The organism is Chondrinema litorale, from assembly GCF_026250525.1.
Taxonomy (GTDB): Bacteria; Bacteroidota; Bacteroidia; order Cytophagales; family Flammeovirgaceae; genus Chondrinema; species Chondrinema litorale.
In genome coordinates this window covers 2079079-2102697 of the sequence record NZ_CP111043.1, presented here as the reverse complement: position 1 = coordinate 2102697, position 23619 = coordinate 2079079, and the positions used below count along the sequence as shown (strand labels likewise).

At 33.9% G+C, this 23619-nt stretch carries 12 protein-coding genes; 4 read left to right on the top strand and 8 right to left on the bottom strand.

Translation table 11 applies throughout. From position 1 onward, the window contains the following. The first annotated feature begins 267 nt into the window (after positions 1-267). Positions 268-705, top strand: coding sequence for a DUF3592 domain-containing protein (locus tag OQ292_RS08680; protein ID WP_284685668.1), 438 nt, complete (start codon positions 268-270; stop codon positions 703-705). Positions 706-1135: 430 nt separating this feature from the next. Continuing rightward, positions 1136-2593 (top strand): hypothetical protein, encoded by a 1458-nt coding sequence (locus OQ292_RS08675; protein ID WP_284685667.1) that lies wholly within the window; start codon positions 1136-1138, stop codon positions 2591-2593. Between the two features lie 24 nt (positions 2594-2617). Here OQ292_RS08675 and OQ292_RS08670 read toward each other — a convergent pair whose 3' ends face one another. Next, the gene (locus OQ292_RS08670) at positions 2618-3163 is read right to left on the bottom strand and encodes a DUF2911 domain-containing protein (protein WP_284685666.1); all 546 of its coding nucleotides are present in this window, start codon (positions 3161-3163) and stop codon (positions 2618-2620) included. Positions 3164-3434: 271 nt separating this feature from the next. Between OQ292_RS08670 and dxs the strand changes: the two genes are divergently transcribed. Further along, complete coding sequence (gene dxs, locus OQ292_RS08665) at positions 3435-5354, top strand: 1-deoxy-D-xylulose-5-phosphate synthase (protein WP_284685665.1); 1920 nt, start codon at positions 3435-3437, stop codon at positions 5352-5354. A gap of 3 nt (positions 5355-5357) precedes the next feature. On the opposite strand, the gene OQ292_RS08660 is transcribed toward dxs, so the two are convergent. After that, positions 5358-6302 (bottom strand): LysR family transcriptional regulator, encoded by a 945-nt coding sequence (locus OQ292_RS08660; RefSeq protein ID WP_284685664.1) that lies wholly within the window; start codon positions 6300-6302, stop codon positions 5358-5360. 150 nt (positions 6303-6452) lie between these two features. On the opposite strand from OQ292_RS08660, the gene OQ292_RS08655 reads away from it, so the two are divergent. After that, complete coding sequence (locus OQ292_RS08655) at positions 6453-9959, top strand: DUF8818 domain-containing protein (protein ID WP_284685663.1); 3507 nt, start codon at positions 6453-6455, stop codon at positions 9957-9959. Here OQ292_RS08655 and OQ292_RS08650 read toward each other — a convergent pair whose 3' ends face one another. The 6 genes from OQ292_RS08650 to OQ292_RS08625 form a co-directional block, all read right to left on the bottom strand. Further along, positions 9960-11654: a glycoside hydrolase family 10-like protein gene (locus tag OQ292_RS08650; RefSeq protein WP_284685662.1), complete on the bottom strand. Its 1695-nt coding sequence runs from the start codon at positions 11652-11654 to the stop codon at positions 9960-9962. Between the two features lie 280 nt (positions 11655-11934). Continuing rightward, a complete protein-coding gene (gene frr / locus OQ292_RS08645; protein WP_284685661.1) occupies positions 11935-12498 on the bottom strand; it encodes a ribosome recycling factor in 564 nt (187 codons plus the stop codon). A 58-nt stretch (positions 12499-12556) separates the two neighbouring features. Further along, complete coding sequence (pyrH, locus tag OQ292_RS08640) at positions 12557-13264, bottom strand: UMP kinase (RefSeq protein WP_284685660.1); 708 nt, start codon at positions 13262-13264, stop codon at positions 12557-12559. Positions 13265-13369: 105 nt separating this feature from the next. After that, entirely contained in the window at positions 13370-21163 is a 7794-nt protein-coding gene (locus OQ292_RS08635; protein WP_284685659.1) for an Ig-like domain-containing protein, read from the bottom strand. 165 nt (positions 21164-21328) lie between these two features. Next, positions 21329-22582: a hypothetical protein gene (locus OQ292_RS08630; RefSeq protein ID WP_284685658.1), complete on the bottom strand. Its 1254-nt coding sequence runs from the start codon at positions 22580-22582 to the stop codon at positions 21329-21331. A 1-nt stretch (position 22583) separates the two neighbouring features. Next, entirely contained in the window at positions 22584-23606 is a 1023-nt protein-coding gene (locus tag OQ292_RS08625; protein ID WP_284685657.1) for a porin family protein, read from the bottom strand. Positions 23607-23619: the final 13 nt, after the last annotated feature.

Below are 23619 nucleotides of genomic sequence, written 5' to 3'. Positions count from 1 at the left end.
AGTAATTATTATTTCAAAAAATGATTTTTTAGCTAGTATTAGAGCACATGTTATATGCACTAATAATCGCAGACGGTGAATTTAAAGTCCATTTCTCCCCAATAAGTGAGGTTTTGTATATGAGATAATATTTTATTACCGATGTAATTTTTGCTTTTATTAACACACTACTATTTGCAAGTTATGCACTGGTTATTGCAATAATCATATCAACAAACAGCATGGAGCTTATAAACATGCACTACTAATAAACTAAACTTAACAGCTTTGAAAAAGATAATTAACCTGGGAATAAGGGTAGCAATCGCCCTCATTTACATTTATGGTGGTTTTATATTTTTTAAGATCAATTATAATGACCATCAAAAAATAGAAACACTTAAAGCCAGTGGAATATCTGCAGAAGCAGTAGTAAAAGAAATGAAAATGACAGACGACGGTATATGCCCATATGCTGAGTTTGTTACAGTAAGTAATCACACTGGAAATGTTACTGGCAACAGCAATAGCTCTTATAATGTAGGAGATGTTGTTATGGTCAAGTACAATCCTGAAAACCTCGATGAGGCAGCCATTGAATCCGATCTAAATAGTAACACATTTAACTTTAACAAATCAGTTTTCGGAAGTGCACTATTTTGTGCAATATGCTTTCTGGTAGCTGTATTTACACTTTTCAGTAAGAAATTCAGATTTCAAGTCTGAGAAGAAAATTATCTACTTTTAAACCGATGCTCTTAGAGTATCGGTTTTTTTTATTTATAAATAAATTGGGCATCTCTTTATATTTTACAATTCCCCAAATTATTCAATTTTTTATGGTGAGTATCTTATTAATCAGGTTATGTAGTATTTGTAGGACTTAATTGTCACAGGTTTTACTAAACTATTTTACCGTTTATAAAAAACAAAAGTCAATTACCTTTAAAAAGTACTAAATTTCTAAATAACCACAGCATTAAATTAACTTGAAAAGTAAGCAAGAACTGCTGAAGAAAACTGCAAGTACAACAATCATAAATTTTTTTGATCCAGCCTAACTCTCTGCTAATTCAAATTAGTGGAATTAACTAAACTTCCAACTATCTTTTTTTAGCTTAAAGTTTTTATGATGAAGTGCTTACAAATATTCTACGTGTCATTTTTATTTAGTTTCTTGTGTGCCCATGCACAGCCAAACCTCACTACCCTAAAAGAAATTCCACTTCAAGAGAACATGGAATTTTACCAGTTTATTAAGTTCGATGATGGAAATTATGCTCTGGTTTTAAAAGAATATCACGATTTAGGAAAGAATCCTGTACTAAGAGTTTATTTGATTGATGATGAATTGGAAATAAAATCGCAGAATTTTTATCCTGTTTCACCTAATACTCAAATTGCAAATGTTACTAACAATAGTACTAATATTATAATCTTGTTGAATGATGAAAGTAAGTACACATTAATTAATATTGATTATAATGATAGCTCAGAGTTTAATGAGTTAAATGTTGATTTTCCCGAGAAGTTAGATATTACTCATCTGGCTGTGTCGGAGTTTACTGTGTTTTTTGGTGGAATTATGGAAGGAAAAACAACAGGCTATAAATTCGATATGGAAAATGAGACTACCGATATTTTATTTCACCATATTAGAGAAAGTACAACAATTAAAAGTATTGAGCTTAATAAAAATAAGAATGTTGCAAGTTTTGTATTACAATCGGGAAATGAAACTTCAATACAAAACATCTATTTAAACAATTACGACTCGCATGGTAGAATACTTTTTAACACAAAGGTTTCGATACCATTGGGTTATAATATCTCAGATTTTAGGCTTGGTGTAATTGACCAGTCATCTTATCTTATTGTTGGTGAGTATTCTTTAACATATCGCCCAGATGAAAATGTAGCCGGTTTCTTTTCAATGAAACTAAAAGAAAGAGATATTGAAAGTAGCCGGTTTTACGATTTAAGCAGATTAAAAAGTTTTTATAAGTATTTGCCCGAAAAAGACGAAATGAAACAAAGGAAGAGGTTGAGTAAGGCTTCGGCAAAAATGCAAACCATTAAAACCAAGATTGATGTTGAACTTCAAAAATTTGAGCAATACGATAAAAGGTTTATGCTTTTGGCAAGTAGTTTCGAGAAAGCTAAGACTTTAGATAAGAGCTATAAATATACTTATTTAAACACTGTTGCTTTAGGTTTTGATGAAGCTGGAAGAATGGTTTGGGATAATGCTATTACTTACCCAAATGAGAATCTTTCAAACTTTACTCCTTTTATGCTAACAGATGCAGAGTATTACCAGAAAAATGTATTCTTTATTCAAAAGAGGCAATATATATATAGGTATAAAAACTCTGATGCAGGTAGCTATTCTTCTAATATTAAAGAGGTATACCTAAACGATGGGTTTCTTGATGTGAAATTATCAAATGTATTTTTTGAAGAAAAAGTAGAGCTAACAGGAGATGGCAATATGCTGTATTATGGCGTGAGAGAAGTTTGTGACAAAAAGGATTTAATAAATAGTAGTAAATATTTCTTTATAGAAAAGATTGAAGCAAACCCAAGACCTTTACTAACAAAAGGAGAAAATTAAAACAAGAAAAGACAAACAGTAATATTACTGTTTGTCTTTTCCAATATTAGTAACCGGTATATAAATGCTTTTCTTTTCCCAGATTAAAGAAATATTATTATTGATACTGTCTAGCTGATAACTGAGAAGTTCAGCGCTATCAGCTAGTTCTTCAACATTTACCTCTCCCCTTATTATATCGTTATTTTCATCATATTTATAAGCTCCCCACTGTTCTACATCTTTGTTAAAAATAACAATCCATTTTTGTTCGTCTAACGGTTTTACAAAAAAACTATAAGTACCTGCTGGTAAAGTTTTATCGAAAATTTTAAGAGGTTGATTGGTGCTAACGGTGGTAGCTTCGTTGGCTCCTGCTCTCCAAATTGCATTATAGGGAACAAGTTCTCCCCAAATAGTTCGACCTTTTACTGCCGGAGAACTATAATTTATTGTAACTTGTGCACCATCTAAATTTCCTTCGGTTATTTTTGCGGGACTTGGTCTGTTTTTTTGACCATGAGCGCAGTACGAAACAACAAGTAATGCACTAATACAGAAAAATTTACTTAACAATGTAAAAATTTGCATGCTGGTTTGTTTAACTTAATATATCTATAAGTAATAAATTAACCATATTTATGGATAATTAATATTTTTGGCAGTCGGAAAGTTTTATCAGGTCTAAGTTGCTAAAATGTTTTAAAATTAAATTTTTTATAACTGAAACTAGCAAACATTTATCTGAAACGACTGGTTTAGAGTTCATCAAAATGCAAATTAAATTTATTCTATTGTAGCTTGTGCTTATTTTTGAGAAATTTGTTGCAAACTTCATCACCCTGATAAAATACAAAAAATTATGCTGATTGAGCCGGGAGAACTACTAAAGAATATTAAGAGTCCTGAAGACCTTAAGAAAATTGACGCAGCCCAACTTTATAAAGTTTGTGAAGAACTAAGACAATACATTATAGATAATGTATCTGTTTTCGGAGGGCATTTTGGTGCAAGTTTGGGTGTAGTAGAAATGACAGTAGCTTTACACTACGTATTTAATACTCCTTATGATCAATTAGTTTGGGATGTAGGTCACCAAGCTTATGGCCATAAAATCCTTACAGGCAGAATGGATAAGTTCCATTCTAACCGTAGATACGAAGGTATTTCTGGTTTCCCTAGAAGAGCTGAAAGTGAATACGATGCTTTTGGTGTTGGACACTCTTCTACTTCGATCTCTGCAGCTTTGGGTATGGCAATTGGCTCTAAGTTAAAGGGCGAAATGGACAGGCAACACATTGCAGTAATTGGTGATGGAGCAATGACAGCCGGTTTAGCTTTCGAAGGAATGAATCATGCTGGCGTTTCTGATACTAATCTGATAATTGTACTTAATGATAACTGTATGGCAATTGACCCGAATGTGGGTGCATTGAAAGACTATCTTACAGATATCACTACTTCTCAGATATATAACAAATTTAAAGATGATGCTTGGAAGCTTTTTGGTAAAATTGAAAAACTAGCTCCAGGTGCCAGAGAAATTGTTCAAAGAATAGATCATTTAATAAAATCAACTTTATTAAATCATAGTAATTTATTTGAAGCGCTTAACCTTAGATATTTCGGGCCAGTAGATGGTCATGATATCAACCACATGGTGAGTGTACTTACAGATTTAAAAAATATTCCTGGTCCTAAGTTGTTGCACTGCATCACTACTAAAGGTAAAGGCTACTCACCTGCGGAAAAAGATCAAACTAAATGGCATGCTCCAGGTAAATTTGATAAGATAACAGGTGAAATAAAAAAGAAAATTTACGACAAACCACAGGCTCCAAAATATCAAGATGTATTTGGCAATACTATCGTAGAGTTGGCTAGAAAGAATGAAAAGATTGTTGGTATTACTCCGGCAATGCCTTCTGGCTCTTCTATGAATATTATGATGAAAGCCATGCCTGAGCGTGCTTTTGATGTGGGTATTGCAGAGCAGCATGCAGTAACAGTTTCTGCTGGTTTAGCTACTCAAGGTTTAGTGCCTTTCTGTAACATATATTCTACCTTTATGCAAAGAGCATTCGATCAGGTAATACATGATGTTTGTTTACAGAATTTACATGTGGTTTTCTGTTTAGATAGAGCAGGATTTGCCGGTGCAGATGGTGCAACTCACCACGGAGCTTATGACTTAGCATATATGCGTTGTGTGCCAAACATGGTAATAGCAGCTCCAATGAACGAAGTAGAGTTACGTAACCTAATGTATACAGCTCAATTGCCAAGAAAAGGAGCCTTTACTATTAGATACCCGAGAGGCCAAGGAATGATGCCAGACTGGCAAACACCGTTTAAAGAGATTGAAGTTGGAACTGGTAGAAAGATTAAAGATGGTAAAGATGTAGCCTTACTTACTGTTGGCCATGTGGGTAATTACGCTTTAGAGGTAGCTGAAAAACTCGAACTAAGAGGAATTGATGTTGCTCATTATGATATGAGATTTGTAAAACCTCTCGATGAAGAAATGTTACACGAAGTATTTAGCAAATTCAATAAAGTAATTACTATTGAAGATGGCTGTTTACAAGGTGGCTTTGGTAGTGCTGTGTTAGAGTTTATGGCAGATCATAATTACAACGACACGCAAGTTAAGAGACTAGGAATTCCTGATGAAGTAATCGAGCAAGGTGAGCAGATCGAATTACAACACTATTCAGGATTTAGTCCAGAAGGAATCGAAAAAACTATAATGGAAATGGTAAATATTTTACAATACAAATAGGCATTAAGTTTTAATTAATTGTCCTCTTTCTTTTTGTAATAAATGAGGTGGTAAGCAATTTTTAATATGTTTGGCTAGTAGATCAATCAATCTGCTTTTGGCTGAAATTTTATTGCTTACCATTTTTATTTCTCGCAACGGAGTTGAACTCTTAAATCGAATTAACTGATTTTTTTTCTCATTCTCAATAAGGTTAATTGCTAGTTCTGGTAAAAAAGTATAGCCTCCCTCCTTGTCTACCATTCTTTTAAGTGCTTCTAATGAACCACTTTCATATTTTAATAAAACTTTCTTTTCAGAGCGATATAATTCGTTTTGGTTTTGGTAGGTAAATAGTTGCAACACTTCTTCTTTAAGCCCTTTAATATTTAATAAATTACTATTTTCCAGCTCTTTAATATCAATTGATTCTTTATTGCAAAAGGGATGTGAAGGGTTCGCATAAATCATTATTTCTTCATAAAAAAGTGAGCGAGTTTCTAAGCTGTCATCTTTTGTAGGAGTTGCAATAATACCACCGTCTATTAAATCTTTCTTAATTTCGTCAAAGAGTTGATCGGGTACCAATTCTTTAAAATAGAGGCTAACTCCGGGATACTTTTTCATAAAGCTCCCAGTGATTTTTGGTATAAGGTACGGGCCTATTGTAGGAGTAATTCCAATTTTAACTTCGCCACTTACAAAGTTTTCAAAAGAGTTAATGATTTGCGGAATTTTCTCAGATTCTCTTAAGATAATTCTCGATTGTTCAATTATTTCCTTTCCAATATCAGTAGGCATAACAGGTTGCTTACTGCGATCAAAAATAATAATACCAAGATGTTCTTCAAGCTTTTTAATCTGCATGCTCAAGGTAGGTTGTGTTACAAAACACTTTTGAGCAGCTTTGGCAAAATGCCTGTAAGTATCAACAGCAATCACATACTCTAACTGTATGAGTGTAATCATCAGATAGTTATTTAATTAATTTGACAAGTCTGTGCTAGTAATGTAACTTTAAAAATAGTGAAAAAAAGTTTTAATTACCCTTTTAGTTTTTTAGCTCATAAAAATCTGAAACTATAAAATGGAGTATGCCCATGGTCGTTTTTATGACTCATGGAGCGCTTGAATTTTTTTTATATATTATTTTTTTTACTCCAAGCCCAATTATTACTGGCTCAATCTGACGATGAAAGATGTATCTGGATAAAAAATGGCGTGAAAATTTTTGTGCCTGATTCACTTTCTGTAGTTCCTGGTAGTTTAGAGGTTAAAGGGTATATTCCTGTAGAAAAGACATTTTTAGGAGTAAAGTCCCTATCTTATAGTTTTGATGAGCATCTTGTTTATATTGAATACGACGGTAATCAAGAAATAGAAAAGTCAGATTCACTCTTGATTTGTTTTACAGTATTTCCCATAAATTTTTCCGAAAAGTATTTTCACCGTTCTCAACAAGCTTACGATACAGGTTTTTTTAAGAATACTTATCAGGAATTAGAAGCCGAAGTAAGTAGTTTTTCAGAACAGAAAGAGTCTATTTTTGATACTCCTGAGATTAGAAAGCAAGGTAGTTTTACCAGAGGAATGTCTTTTGGGAATACACAAGATGTAACGGTAAATGCAGCATTGAATCTTCAATTAGAAGGTAATTTAACAGATGATGTTGAAATTGAAGCTGTTTTTTCAGACCAGAATGTACCTTTTCAGCCAGAGGGTAATACCAGACAAATACGAGATATAGATCGTGTGTATTTAGCTTTAAAGCATAAAAATGCAAAACTTGAAGCCGGAGATATCACTTTAACAAATAACGAAAATGAGTATTTAAGGTACAACAAGCAAGTACTTGGAGCGGGTTTTTCAGTTAATAATTCAGATACAGTTCACAAGCGGTCATTTAAGACAGAAGTTGGTTTAGCCATTGCCAAAGGAAAATTTTCAAGTCAATATTTAACTGTTGATGAAGGAGTTTTAGGGCCTTATCAGATTTTAGGAGAAGACAATGAGCAATACATTATTATAATAGCAGGCTCAGAGAAAGTATATTTGGATGAGCAATTAATGGAACGTGGTTTATATAATGATTATACTATAGACTATAATAATGCTGAAATAACATTTACCGCAAAAAACATCATTACTCAATATTCTAGAGTTCGAATAGAGTTTGAGTATGCAACTCAGAATTATAGCAGACTAATAACAAAAGCATCTCATCAGCAACAAGCAGGTAACTTACATTTTTATGCAGATTTTTACCGCGAAGGAGATAGTAAAAACAATCCACTCAGTTTTACACTAAATCAAGATACTTACAATGTTTTGTCAGCAGTTGGCGATAGCACATCCAACATATTTTATAATGTAGTACCAGATACAGTAAGCCAATATGACGAAAACCGAATTCTTTATATTCTAAAAGATACATTAATCGGTGAACAAGTTTATTCAATTTATGAGCGGGCATCAGAAGAAGACTCTCCTTTATTTTCTCCTAGTTTTGTTTATGTTGGCGAAGGTCAAGGGAATTATGTAATTGGCAGTGCTAATACAAATGGAAGAGAGTATCAATGGATAGCTCCTACAAATGGAATACCTTCTGGCACTTATGAACCCGGTAGTGTTATAGCGGCACCAGATAGTAAACAAATGCTGAGCGTTGGTAGTAAATTTCAGTTAAGTAAAAATGAATATGTATTTGCTGAAACAGCATTTTCCAATAGAGATTTAAACCTGCTTTCCGATTTACATGATGAAGATAACTCTGGACAAGCATTAAAAATTGGCTATAAAAATAAAGGAAAACCTATTGGTTATACTGGCGATTATGAGTGGAACTCAGAGATAAGTCTTGAAAAAATAACTAAAGACTTTAATCAAATTGATCGATACCGGTCTGTTACTTTTGATCGTAACTGGGGTGTTTTTACAAGTACTCAACAAACAGGTATAGACGATAATATAGCACAAGTTTCTTTGGGAATTACTAAAGGAAAGCAAAACTCATTAACCTACAAATTTGGGTTTAGAAAGCGAGAAGATTGGTTAAAAGGTATGCAAAATCAAATCGATTGGAAACAGCAAATAAAGAAACTTGGAATTAATACCTCACTATTTCAATTAAATACAGTGTTTGAAGGAAGTAAAGTTCAGTGGAGAAAAATTCTTACTGATATTAATTATCAATTACCATTTGCAAAACCGGGTTATAAATTTGAGAGCAGTGAGCATAACTTCGATTTAACAGAATCTACTGTAACAAGTAATCAAGTAGGTAACTTCACTTCACATACTTTTTATGTTAGGAACTTAGATAATAGTGACGTTACCTATAATATTTCTTATAATCACAGAGAAGATGATAAACTATCAAATTTAGATAGTACCTCAACTAGAGCTGAAACCGTTTCTGCCAGTATTAATAGAAATGGCAGAAATAGTCAGTTTGATGTGTCTATGTATTTTAGAAGTTTAAAAACTATAACTAATACTACATCATATACAGAAAATACATTAAGTGGGCAAGCTAACTGGAGACAGAAATTATTGAGAAGTGTCATTCTTTCTGATTTAGGTTTTTCAACATCTACTGCCAGGGAGTTAAAAAGAGAGTTTGTTTATGTTAAAGTAGATGATGGTACAGGAACACATACTTGGAGAGACGAAAATGGAAATGGGATACAAGAGCTTGATGAGTTTTATTTGGCAATTTTGGCAGATGAAAGAAGTTACGCCAAATTCTACACCCCCACCTCTGAGTATATTCAAGTTTATGCTAGTAATGTTAGCCATAGGTTAAAGATAACTCCACCTGCAAGCTGGCAAAGTAAAGAAGGTTTTAATAGGATGTTATCAAAGTTTTCAATTACAAGTGTTTTAAATGCTGCTTATAGAACTTCTGCAGATGCTTTTATCGAAAGATTGTTTCCATTTGCAAGTAGTTTGACTGAAGGCGTACTTGTTTCTAAAAATACCAGTCTCAGAACTTCTATTTTCTTTAATCGGAAAAACCCAAATTATGGATTAGAACTTCAGTTTACTAAAAGCAATAGTAAGCAACTTTTAACTGGTGGCTTTGAAGGAAATGATGTACAAGAGCTTAAGTTAGATTATCGGCATAATATAAATAGTAGCTTAACTCATAACTTTGAGATAGGAACTTCTGAAAAGAGTAGTTTTTCAGATTTTTTATTGAATCAGAATTATCACTTAACACAGTATTTCGTTAAGCCATCGGTAGGTTTGCAGCCAGGAAGAAAACTAAAGTTGACATTATATTACTATTATAAGCTAAAGGAGGCTCCAAATACTACAGAAGAAATTGATTATGAAGGTACATTGCATGAGTTGTCGCTAGCTGTGAGAAGTAGTGGATTGCAACAACAGAATATTAATGCTAGTGTAAAAGCAAGCAGGTTTTCATTTAATGGAAACGAAAACTCTGCTTTAGGTTATGAGATGTTAGAGGGATTGAGAAATGGTCAAAACTTTACTTGGCAAGTAAACTTTGTCAAGAAATTGAAGAATGGCCTTCAAATACAAGCTTCTTATAACGGTCGTAAATCTCCTGAAAGAAACATAGTTCACATAGGTAACTTACAAGTTTCAGCCCTATTCTAACTACCTTCCTGTTTCAATTCCTTCTGCAACGGTATTTTCTACCTGTTTTAACCAACCGAAATGATTAGAAATACCATTTTCAAAGAACCTGTAATAATATCTGAATTCTTTAAAGCTAAATTTATCCAAAACTAATAGCGGTTCTATTTGAGGTTTGGCAGGAGCACTTTCATTATTTAATTTGTCTAATGAAGTAATTAAATATTCGTGGGTCTCGTAGCTATTTGCAGCGGTATCTGTAAATGTAAAGTGCTCTCCATCTAATATAGCTAATATGTTTTGAGGATTTTCAATCACATCAGGATGGCTATCTATTGGTAATTTATAAAGTATATATCTAATAGCATTGTCATTATCTTGAGCTGGAGCTGGCTTTTCCCAGCTTAACTGCATGCCATTATTTTGTAACGTTACTTTAAAATTATCGGGTTTTCTTGGAGGTACATCATCTTTCCACGGCATCGGAGGAGTAATAGAAGGATATTTATACCAATTAGTTTCTAAAGAATCTCTAAAGTTTCCTCTATTACGCATAAAACTATTTGCTCTAAAAAATACACTTCCTTTAACTTGATTCAGACTTCTGTTATAAGAAAGCTGTTTAGGCATTTCTTGCTTGCTATACCAAGTTTTATCTCTATCCCAATAAATTTTATAAGCAGCTTGCCCAATGTATAAGTGCCTGTTAAATGTGTTTCTATTCCACCATCTTACAAGTGTGCGATAGTTTGCATGCTTATGTTCGGTACTAAAATATATTTGTGGAATTACGTAATCTATCCATCCTTTTTCTAGCCAAAGTCTTATATCTGCATGCAAGTGATCATAACTAGCTACTCCTGCCCTTGTATAGGAGCCTAATGGACTATCGTAAATATTTCTCCATACAGCAGAAGGACTAATCCCAAACTTTAACTCTGGACGAATAGCACTTAATCCTTCATGGATTGTTTCTATCAGATTATTAACATTCTCTCTTCTCCACTCACTTTTATCACGAATACCGTTGCGATATTTCCAGAAAGTGTTGTCGTCTTTTAGTTTTTCATCTGAATTAGGGTATGGATAAAAATAATCGTCAAAATGAATCCCATCTATATCATATCTGCTAGCAACATCAAATACAACTTTGCATATATAATCTCTTACTTCTGGTATACCTGGATTAAAGAAAGTTGTGCCTCCATATTTAAAAAACCATTGTGGGTTGACTTTAGAAACATGTTTTTCATGAACATCACTATAGCGGTTGTATACTGCACGAAGAGGGTTCATCCAAGCGTGGAGTTCAATTTGTCTTTTGTGAGCTTCTTGGATCATAAACTCAAGAGGATCGTAGCCACTTGGCGGCGACATGCCTTGTTTGCCCATTAACCATTCAGACCAAGGCTCGAAGTTACTTTTGTAAAATGCATCTCCAGATGGTCTTATTTGAACAATAACTGCATTGATATTGCTCTTAGCGCATTGATCTAGAATAGTAATAAATTCTTTTTTCTGTTCTTCAACAGGGAGTCCTTTTTTTGATGGCCAATCGGAATTATTTAAAGTAGTAATCCAAATAGCTCGAAATTCTCTTTTGGGAGGTACTTGAGCAGATAAACCATTTATATAAACTGTGACTAGCTGAACAGTTAGAAATACTACTAAAAAAGTACTAGAAAGAATCAGAATATTTTTTATGCGTTTGAGCATGCATCATAATTAGCAGGTGGACAAAAATATTATTTCGGTAGGCTTTAATAATTCAATTAAAAAATGAATAAAACAATAAAAAATTGTCATAAACATGAACTAAAGAGTCACACCTATAATTGTTTTACCGAAATTAATTAATAGAGATTATCAAAAAAAAATCTTGCCAAATTGATTGCTGTAGAAAAAAATAGCGACAAGAAAAATTTCTATATAATATATGGTTGGAGAGTGTAAAGTCCGGAGGTAAATCCGGACTTTAATTATTCTAATAATTGCGTTATACAGTCATTATATCATTTTCCTTCACAACTACAAGATCATCTACTTTTTTGATATAAGCATCAGTAAGTTCTTGTACATCCGTTTCCGCTTTCTTAACTGCATCTTCAGACGCTCCGTCTTTTTGCAATTTTTTTAATGAATCATTTACATCTTTTCGAACATTTCGAATACTAATTTTTCCATGTTCTGCTTCAGCTCTTACCTGTTTCATCAATTGCTTTCTACGCTCTTCTGTAAGTGGTGGAATGTTCAATCTAATTGTTTCTCCATCATTTACAGGATTTAAACCAAGGTCTGAGTTTATTATAGCTTTTTCTATTTCTGATAAAATAGTTTTTTCCCAAGGTTTTACCATAATGGTTCTGGCATCAGGAGTATTCACACTGGCAACCTGATTTATAGGGGTTGGAGTGCCATAGTACATAACCATTAAACCATTTAACATACTAGGGTTTGCTTTTCCTGCTCTTATCTTTCTCAATTCTTCTTCAGTATGAAGAACTGATTTATCCATATGATCTTTCGCTTCTTCCAGATAAAATGCTATATCTTCTTCCATAGTAAATGATGTTGTTTTATTATTTTACAACTTAAAATTACAATAAAAAATAAATATTTTACATCGAAATTAAAGTTCCTATTTCTTCTCCCATTACAATTCTTTGCAAGTTGCCAGGAGTATTCATATCAAAAACGATTATTGGTAGATCATTTTCTTTGCAAAGAGTAAAGGCCGTCATATCCATTACTTTTAGGTCTTTTTGATAAACCTCTTCATATGAAATACTTGAGAAACGAGTTGCATCAGGATTTTTCTCAGGGTCAGCATTATAAACTCCATCAACTCTGGTTCCTTTTAGAACAACATCAGCTTCAATTTCAATAGCTCTTAAACTTGCAGCTGAGTCTGTAGTAAAGTATGGGTTTCCAGTTCCTGCTCCAAAAATTACTACTCTGTTTTTTTCAAGGTGCCTTACAGCTCTTCTTCTAATAAATGGTTCACAAATTTGATCCATTTTAATTCCAGACATAAGTCTTGTATAGATTCCATGAGCCTCAAGAGAGCCTTGTAATGCCATTCCATTAATTACGGTGGCTAACATTCCCATGTAGTCTCCCTGTACTCTGTCGATGCCGGTTTTTTCAGCTTGCATTCCTCTGAAAATATTGCCACCACCGATAACTACAGCTACCTGAATGCCCTTATTTACAACTTTTGAAATTTCATTTGAATACATTGAGAGTCTTTCTGAATCGATGCCATAATTTTGGGATCCCATCAAAGCCTCTCCACTTAATTTTAATAGAATTCTTTTGTATTTCATTACGATGTAGATTGAGTTTCGCAAATATAAAAATATTTGCTTCGGAGGTTCTGATTTTTTAAGCTTTATATCAGAATACAAGTTAACAAATTAGAAATGTTTTTTTTACTCACTCTTAATAAATCGCTGACTAAATATAAATTCATTGTTTTGAGAATACTTTATAAAGTAAACTCCTCGAGATAAATTACTTACATTGATTTGTAAAGAACTATCTCCCCTATTGATTTGGCCACTTTGGAATGTTTTACCTTCTAGGTTTATCAATTCCCATTTTAAGTTTTCAGTTATATCGCTTTTGAAAGCAACATTTAAATCACTATTTACAGGGTTCGGGTATATTACAGGTGTACTTTTACCTAAAAAAATACTATTTGACACAGCAGAAACTATATCTGGAAAGTAATCGGGAACTTCGTATACAGCATGATATATTTCTTTTGTAATATTATTTTGAGCAAAAACTACAATTAATACATTTTCTGGATCATAAATTTTCTGGGGTTTCCAGCTTAGACTTAAATCAACTTTTTCATTAGTTGTAAACCCTGTGCTATAACTTGTACCAGCTGCATCAGGTAGCATTTTTCTAACAACCCAATCAAAGTTGTTTTCACCATTTTCACCTGTAACTTCTGTTATATGTCTTTCAATACAAGCTACTTGTATTGCAACTTCATCAGAAATATCGGTTAGGGCTTCAATGCTTACATTAATATTCAAAAGCTCTGTGCTTTCTTCACCAAAAGTTATGTCTATTTTAAACTTATTTTCTTCTAGTGCTTTAGCTCTTACATTGTTAGTATCCCAATATGGAGATGCATCGGTTTTGTCATATGCAATGCCATCTATCACTGTTCTAGGAGTATTCATAATACCATAATACAGCGCTCGTGCACTTGGGTCTGCTGAGTTATCTTGGTTTAATGGATCAACTCCAGGGAAATTTGTATGATAATTAATAGGAATTACATCGCTAATTATGTCATTTATTTGTTCTTCTGAAGCTGGGTTAATTAGCGCATCATTATCGTTTGAAGAGTTTTTAAATGATTCGAGGAGTACCATTTTATCTCTGTCTTCAATTTTGAAATTGTCAAATGCGACACCTTCAGCATCATTAAATGAAGGATCGGAACCAAAAGCAACTCTAAACCTTACAGAGGCTTCGTTACTTAGGTCATCTATATAATGGCTTACTTTAATCCAACCAATAGAGTCGGTACCAGACCAACCATATAATGATTGATCTCCTGGATTACCTCGCACAGAAACTGTATTAAACCAGTTTATTGGGTCATCGGCACTACCAACAAGCTCCCATGTATTGCCATCGTCTATAGAAGATTGTAATACAGCTCCATCGAAACCTGCCTGAGTATTGTAAAATATGTCAAACGAAATTTTAGGTCTGTTCAATGGTGTGAGGTCAAAACAAGGACTTTCAACATATGATCTTTCGTCATTGTTATAATTACCACTGCCATTTGTAATCCATACATTTGGTCCACTGTTTTGAGGAGTTATAATAGAAGCCGATGGAGTAGCTATTTCCCAACTAGAGTTTTCTCCATTTTCAAACCAACCACTTTCAGGGTCTTCAAAGCTATCGTAGTATGGGTATGATACGACTGAAGGAAATATAGCAACCTCTTTAGTAATAGTAGATATACAGTTAGTTTCTGAAAAAACTGTAAGTGTAACTTCATAACTACCTGGATTTGTATATTGATGAGTTGGTGAAAAGTCTGTTGAAGAACTGCCATCTCCAAAATCCCAGAAACTACTTTGTAAACTTTCGTTTTCAACAGATGAGAGGTTCGTGAATATAGCAAAGTCGTTTACACAGGTGTTAGACCATTCAAAATCAACATCAGGTGTAGCACCAATATAAATGTCTCTTTCTGTATAATCGCTACAACCATTTTCTGTAAATGCTGTAAGTGCAATAGTATAATAACCAATTTCGCTAAAGTGGTGTGTTGGATTTTGTTCTGAAGAATTCTCACCATCATCAAAATCCCATTCCCATGCAACTATATTACCATCTGTAACATAACTCGAATCAGAGAAATTTACATCTTCACTTAAGCAGTAAGTATCTATTGTAAAATTGACAATTGGGGCTGGATAAATAACAACTTGTTGTGTATCTGAATTTGTACAAGTATTACCATCTGTGTAGGTATAAACTACTTCATGTTCCCCAACACCAATTATATCAGGCCTGAATGTGGAAGACATAGGAGAACCATTTAGAAAGAAAGTTCCTCCAACAGGAAAGCCATTTAATGTTACATAATTGTCATTTACACAGTATGTAGAATCTAAATTACTAAATGTAACAGCAGGTAATTCATGCACAGTTACTAGCTGGATTGCCGAATCAATACAACTATTGGCATTTTCATAAATGTATTTGATTACATGAGTCCCAATACCAGCATCACCTGCAGTGAAAACATCACCTGAAATTCCATCGCCGACAAAATAACCACCTGATGGAATTCCTCTTATTGTGGCTGGACTTTCATCAACACAGTACTCTGCATCTAAATCAGCTATACTAACTACTGGTAAATCGTGAATAATTACTTCTACTTCAGTAGCAGAACTTGTACAACCATTGAAGCCATCGCCGCTAAAGAAAGTTTGAGTTACATAAAATTTAGTAACAGAGCTTTTACTATTATCTATACCAGGAGCAAATGATTCTCCTGCACCAACTTGATTACTAAGTGAATTATCAGAATACCATCTTAAATTAGAACCTGTCGCAGTAATATTTTGGATTTGCTGTCCAACACAATACTCAGAAGGAATATCTACAACAGGCGATGGTGGAATGTCATAAACTGTAACAGTAACTTTAGTTGATGGACTTTCGCAATTATTTAAAGTTTGTGTAACCCAAAAATCTGTTTCTGATGCAGATGTATTTGTTATACCTGGATTCACACTAGCTCCAGTAGCATATAGATTAGTTAAAGTCTCATCGGTATACCATTTAAAAGTGGCACCTGTTTCTCCCGAAGCAGTTAAGTTATTTACATCTTGGAAAATACATACAGGATCAGGAGAGCTTGCATTTGGTGCTTCAGGTATATGATGAATAGTTACTTCAATCTCATTTGCTTCACTTTCGCAATCATTTACTGTTTGTGTAACATAAATTTTATAAACTCCCGGAGTATTATTATCAATTCCTAGTTCTGTTGCAGTTGCACTTGTATTAGTAGCTGGTTGAATGGAATAAGGAGTAAGTAATGAATCATACCAAGTGAATATGGCGCCAGTTTTTCCACTTAAATTAATATTATTTACTGTTTCACCATCACAATAGTCGGCAGTATATGTAGCTGTTGGGATGTCTGGATAAGGATATATAGTAATATCTACTTCTAAAGCAGGGCTTGTACAGCCATTTAGAGTTTGCGTAACCCAAAGAGAATGTACTATTGGAAGTTCTGTATTATTAATATTTGATACTGGAGGATTATTTAATATTGCCTGATTAGCAATTAAATTAATATCGGATAATGACGCATCATTATACCATTTAAAGTTTGCCCCACTTTCTCCAGAAACTGTAATACTATTTATATTACTACCAGAACAATATACAGGATTTGTACCCGAAAGAGTTGGTGCAGAAGGTATTGGATATACATCAATAGAAACCTGAGTTGAAGGGCTATAGCAGCCATTTACTTGCTGGCGAACCCAATAGTTTATTGTTGTAGCACCTGGGCCATATGCTGATAAAACTACTGGGTTTTGGAAGGTAGAATTATTACCAGAAGTACTTTGAGAACCCACTGTTGTAGAAAAGTCTGCTGAGTTTGACCATTGCCATGTTGCTCCTGCCTCGCCAGATGCAACAATATCTTCTTGAACGTCTCCATGACAGTACTCTAATCTAGCAGTTATTATAAGTGGGGCATCTGGTGTTGGATAAACAGTAACATCAATTTGAGTAGCCTCACTAAAACATCCATTCAGTTTTTGTCTAACATATAATGAATAAGTACTAGCCGATGGACCTGGAGCTGTTAAGGAAATAGGGTAATTTAAAGTTGATGTATTTCCTGAGTTATTCATTGTTCCAACAATATTAGAAAAGCTAGCATCATCTGCCCATTCATATGTTGCTCCTAAAGCACCGCTTACAGTAATATCTTGTAATAGATCACTAGGACAATAAGTTGGTATAGTCGATACTAAAATAGGTTTATCAGGAATTGGGTAAGTTGTAACATTAATTGTTAGTGGATCACTTATACATCCATCTACAATTTGTCTTACATAATAGGTAATCGTTTTAGATGAAGAACCATTAGATGTAAGAGTAATAGGATTTTGAAAAGTTGATGTTACTCCACTGGTATTTGATGTACCCACAGATGTAGAAAAGTCTGAAGCTTCTGACCATTGCCATGTAGCACCGCTCTCACCTGTAACAACTATATTTTGTAAAATATCTCCTGGGCAGTAAACTGGAATTGTAGAAGATAATGTTGGTTGAGATGGTTTTGTAATTACAGTTATATTAATTTCTTCTGGCTCACTTTCACAACCATTTCCATCTATTTGAGTAACCCAAATTTTTATAGGAGTACCAGAAGTTGGACTAGCCGTGGCATTCGTTAAAGACAATTCAGAAACAGTTGCAATACCATTAGTAGCTGTACTTACCTCACTACCCGGTGTTGGATAACTTGTATACCATTTTATAATTCCAGAACCTGTTGCTGTGAAGTCACTCAGAGGATCTCCCTGACAATATGTTAAATCTGTATCTGTAGTTGGTGCCTCTGGTATTTCATATACAGTTACAATTTCAGGACTACCGTTACCTGTACCATTATTATAATATAAATAATATGTTCCCGGTCCTACTTCAGAAGGTGAGAAAATGGCTTTATCGTTATTAGTAGGATCCGAAGGATCATTTTCTAATAGCCCTAATATTTGGTAACTGCTAAATAAGAAAGTGCTATTACCTGGGTTTAAACTAATGCCATATAACGAAACATCATCATCATTTTCGCAATATTCTCTTGATGCATTTAATCCATTTATACCAGATGCAGAAGGTATTCCTATGCTTGTAACATAAGGAGTTGCATAAACAATACACCCTTCAGTAGTTTCATATTGATAGCCAACAGGTATATTTCCAGTGCCGGCTTCAGCTGGTTTAAATTCATACTTTCCCGATATACTATTGTAAGAAACACCTTGTCCATAGAATACACCTCCTGAAGGAGTTCCTGTTAGTTCATATGAATTTAGGTCTGTAGAAGAATATGAAGATGATAAACCTGTAAAAGAAACATTTGGAACAGGGTTAATAGTAATGTCAATACTTTCAGGTAAGTCTTGGCAACCTGTTGGGTCTTCTTCAGTTACAGAAAGTGTATAGGTTTCGATAGTTGATTGGTTGTCATTCCAAGAGATTGAAATACTTGATGAACCTTGACCTGAAGAGATGGTTCCTCCGCCAGATAATGACCAGATGTATTTATTTCCTGTAACTTCGGTTACGCTGTATATATTTCCTTCTGAGCTAGCACAGGCAGAAGCATCTCCATTAATTGATGATGTGTTAGGTAAAGCAACTACTTTAACTGTAAAACTGGCAAACGCACTCTCACAATTACTTTCAGTTTGAGTAACTTTAAAAGTAGTGGTGCTTGCTGTCGCTGTATTGATTTTGCTTAAGCCTACTGGGTCAAACGTATTGCTTTGAACAATTAATGAATTATCATTTCTATACCATTTTAAGTTATTACCAATAGCTGAAATTGATAGACTACTATTATCATTTTGGCATATTTCAATTTCTGGCTCAGTTATAATTGGTGCATTAGGTACAGCATTTACAACTAATTTAACTTCTGTGGGAAGACTTTCACATCCATATGCTGAAGTTTGAGTTACATAAACTGTAAAAGTACCAGTTGCTGCTGTAGAAAAACCTAAGTCTGTAAGATTAGGAGTTGTAAGATCACCAGATGTTACAGTAATATCATTTTTTAAGGCGAGGCTACTGTGCCATTTTAAATTACTTGTACCACTTGTTACTACAGGAGATGTTAATACATCTCCAACACATGTATTTTGATTGAAGGTTACAGTAGGTGCAGTTGGAATACCTCTCACAGTTATATTAATAACATCACTTACAGGAGCACATCCTCCTGTGCCATCAGGGTCATTGCTAGTTATTGTAACTTGTTCAACAGTTCCATCAATAGTAGATGCAGGCGTATAAACAGTTTTTAATTGATTGTTTGTTGTAAAACTTCCAGGACCTGACCATGTGATACTGCTGGCGGCACCAGTAAAAGAACCTTCCAGACTTACTGACTCACCTACACATATATCAACATCAGAGCCAGCATCAACAGAAGTATTATTATAGCTTTGTAAAGTTGCAAAATTGATAGCATCAGATACTTCTAATCCTGCAATGGTTGAGGTTCCACCAGTTCTAAGTAATTCTCCAACACCTGAATTACCTATCGCTCTTACTTTTATTCCATTGATGGTAATTTCGTCGATGCCATTTTCTGTATTTGATATTTCGTAATTGATTGTCAATTTACCCGCAGTTGCAACAGCCGATAAATTACTCATAGTTCCGCTTGTTTGAGTCTGGCTCACGGTAATTCCTCCACCAGTATAAAACTCAAATTTTGGAGAAGGACTTGCTATTTCTATACTTACAATTCCATTGGTATTAGCAAATGCAAATGCATCATTTTCGGTAATAACTACATCTCCAATAGCTATCTCGTTACCTCCAACACAAAGTTTATTTCCGTTAATTGCTTCACTTAATGTGATACCAGAACTTACTACTAATTCAATAGGAGTAGCTTCACTTCTACAACCAGCAATTGTATTGGTAACATATACAGTTGTGATATTGGCTGTAGCTGAACTGAAGCCAAGATCAGTTAAATTTGGTATGGCTGTGTTTCCAGATGTAATAGTCAGATCAGCAGATAAGCTTAAATCGGAGTGCCATTCGAGGTTTGTATTATTTGAAGTTACCTGTGGAGCAGTGATGGTTTCTCCAATATTGTAGATTGAGTTAAACGTTACTGTAGGAACTTCAGGTTGAGATATTACATTAATTGTTGCATCACTAGTAGCAGCTGTACAGCCTCCTGGACCATCAGGATCATTAGTAAGGGTTACTGTAACTGATCCAGTTGTAACACTAGGTGTATAAGTGGCATTTAAATCATTAATATCTGAAAATGTACCAGAAGGTGCAGACCAAGATACATCACCTACTAATCCACCTACAATACCTGATAAACTAACTGTTCCACCTTCACAAATTGCTGTATATGTTCCTGCTGTAGCAGTTGCTCCTGGATAACTGGTTAAACTGGCATGATTTAAATTATCAGCTACTTCATTCCCATTATGTACTACTGTTCCACCACTTCTTACTATATTTCCTGCATCAGTTGTGTTTATTGCCTGTAATTCTATTCCACTTAATACAAGTGTATCAATACCACTTTCTGTATTTAGCAAATTATAGTTAAATGTGATTTCATTACTGGTAATTGAAGCAGATAAGCTGGTGGCAGTTGCTGTACCTAAGTGTGAGATAGTTACTGTTGCACCAGTATTAAATTCAAAATTGGCTGATGGTACAGATATAATGTAGGTTTCAATACCTGTTGTATTACTTATATCAGTATCAACAGTTTCTATTATTTGAATATCCTCTAATGTAACTATGTTGCCTCCTACACAAAACTCTGCAGCTGATGGAGTATTAATAATTACCTGACTGTATAGTTCTGTGAAAACAAATAGCTGAAAAAAGATAGCTAAAGCTAATCTTGACTTTGAAAGGTAAATTTTTGTCATATTTTAAAAATTGTCACACTTAACAATTATTAAGTGATACCATCTTTATACCTAAAATGCTATTGGTTTGAAACTGCATTTTTCTTCCGTGTAATAAAGAAGATTATTAATGTAGTTTTTTTAGAAATGGGGTAAATTGTGCTTTGTTATCAGATATAGCTATCCTTAATTTAAGGAATTAGTTAACCCTTCTGAGTTAGTTTTTATTAAACAAATCATAGTATTATTTTCGAACTCTATTGTTCCTGAGACTAAAAAGCCACCGTCACTTGTCTGTATAACCGATTTTCCTATATCTTCTCCTTGTCCACCTATTGCAGATGTCCATTGAAGGTTTCCTTCAAAATCTGTTTTTACAAGAAATATATCAGATTTACCATTCCCGTAAGAAAATGTGTAACCTGTAAGAATAAAGCCTCCATCATCAGTGGTGAATACATCATATGCAATATCATCATTACTGCCGCCATATTGGTTTGACCACAATTCTTTACCATTATTGTTGATTTTTACTAGATAAAAATCGCTTTCATTGCTACTGGAATTGCCTATTCCTCCAGTAAGAACATATTCATTGAAATGCTTGATAGCCTTATTTCCTACATCATTTCCATCACCTCCAAAAAGATAATCCCAAATTAAGTTGCCAATACTGTTAGATCTTACTACCCTCATGTCTGAGTTTAAAGCACTACCTGTAAGGTTGTCTTTTTGGGTAGTACCAAGCCAGATAAAATCTCCATTTTCAGCTTCGACAACGGCATTACCATAATCACTTTTGCCTTCTTCAAAGCCATATGTTCTTTCCCAAACCATATTTCCTTCATTATCAGTTTTTACAACATAAAAATCTTGGGTTGTACTAGTTAGCTCATCTTCTGTACTGGAATTTGTATTACCAATAAGAATAATTCCATTATCAGAAGTGTTTACCATTTCAACTGCTGTCTCAGAGTTTGAAGCGTTATCAAATGTATTACTCCACATTTCTTCACCAGTTGAGCTAACTTTAATTAAGATAAGATTGGTGAAAGTACTGTTTGCAGATTCCTGAACTGTTCCAGAAATATAAATTTCATTTTGCTCATTTATTATAAGTGAACCGGCAGTGTAATTGCCTTCTGTTCCACCAATTTCTTTTTCCCATACTGTCTCGCCAAAATAATTTGTATGGATAAGAAGTATTTTGCTCTCATTAGAGACTTCGTCATCTATTGTAGAAGTTTTTGTAGTCCCTAGTATGAGAAAGCCCTCATCAGATAATTCGGCAACTTTGGTGCCTTCGTCATTATCAAGGCTTCCAAAAAATTTAATAAATATTTTATCCTTTGCTGAAAACTCGTTGATATCTTCTTCACAAGAAATGAGAAAGAAAAGAGGAAGGATTAGAATGTAGAAATTTGATAAAAGATTTCTCATTTTAATGATAAAAATATTTTTTCAGGATTTTCGGCTTGTAAATATTATATTGTATTCCTGCAGAGATGCTCAGGTAATTAATAAAGAAATCGTTGTCTATATGACCATACTTGTAAATAAGCTCAGCATTTCCATACCTGTTATTTTCGTTTACCTGGTTTAGTTGGCTTTTAGAAAACTTCGCTTCGAAAAATAGAAATGAGCGAGGTACTTTTAGTTTAAAGCCGGCTCCTGCATAGATGTGATAGTTAAATTCATTTCTGAGATTAGTAACATCTACATCTTGGCCAGTTACATCTATTACTGGTTGATTAGGGAATGTTCTTATTATATTCAGGTTTGCCTTAAGGAGAATGTCAAGTGAAGTTCCCAAGGTTATATATGGCCTAATTTTTTTATTTCCAGCCATTAGCTTAACCCCTAACGGAAAACTCAATACAGTTTGCTTTTCTCTTAAGTCGTACTGAGTGAAATCATAAAGATGATTAGTATAAGAATAACTTAAGCTAAGAATATTGATTTCTGAACTGAATAATATGTGTTTTCCGATTTGAAAGTCAGATGTAATTCCAACTTTAAAGCCGGGCTCAAGGCTATAACTAATTGAATCTGCTGATGGATTGTTTACTCCATACAACTCGTTGTGAGTTATCAAAGATGCATTTCCTCCTAGGTTGATACCAATCATTACAATTGGATAGGTTCTAAATGCTTCGTAGAGCTTTTTAAATTCTGTTGGTTCTCTTCCTGTTAGTGTATATTCTTTTTCGAACTTTAGTAAATCTAACATGCTATTAGCAGCATCTTTCTCATTATCGAGATACAAATAAGATAGAATAACCAGCTCGTAAGCTCTCACCTTTTGCTCATAATCAAAGCCTTTTTTAATACAGTTTGTCAGTAGGTCAGGAATGAGGTTTAGCTTACCTTCAGTATAGAGCATTTCTGCTTTTTCAAGAGATTGTAGGCAGCTTTTTTGGGCAATAGCATTACTATGGTTGAGCCATAACAATACTATTATCATTATTAAAATGATA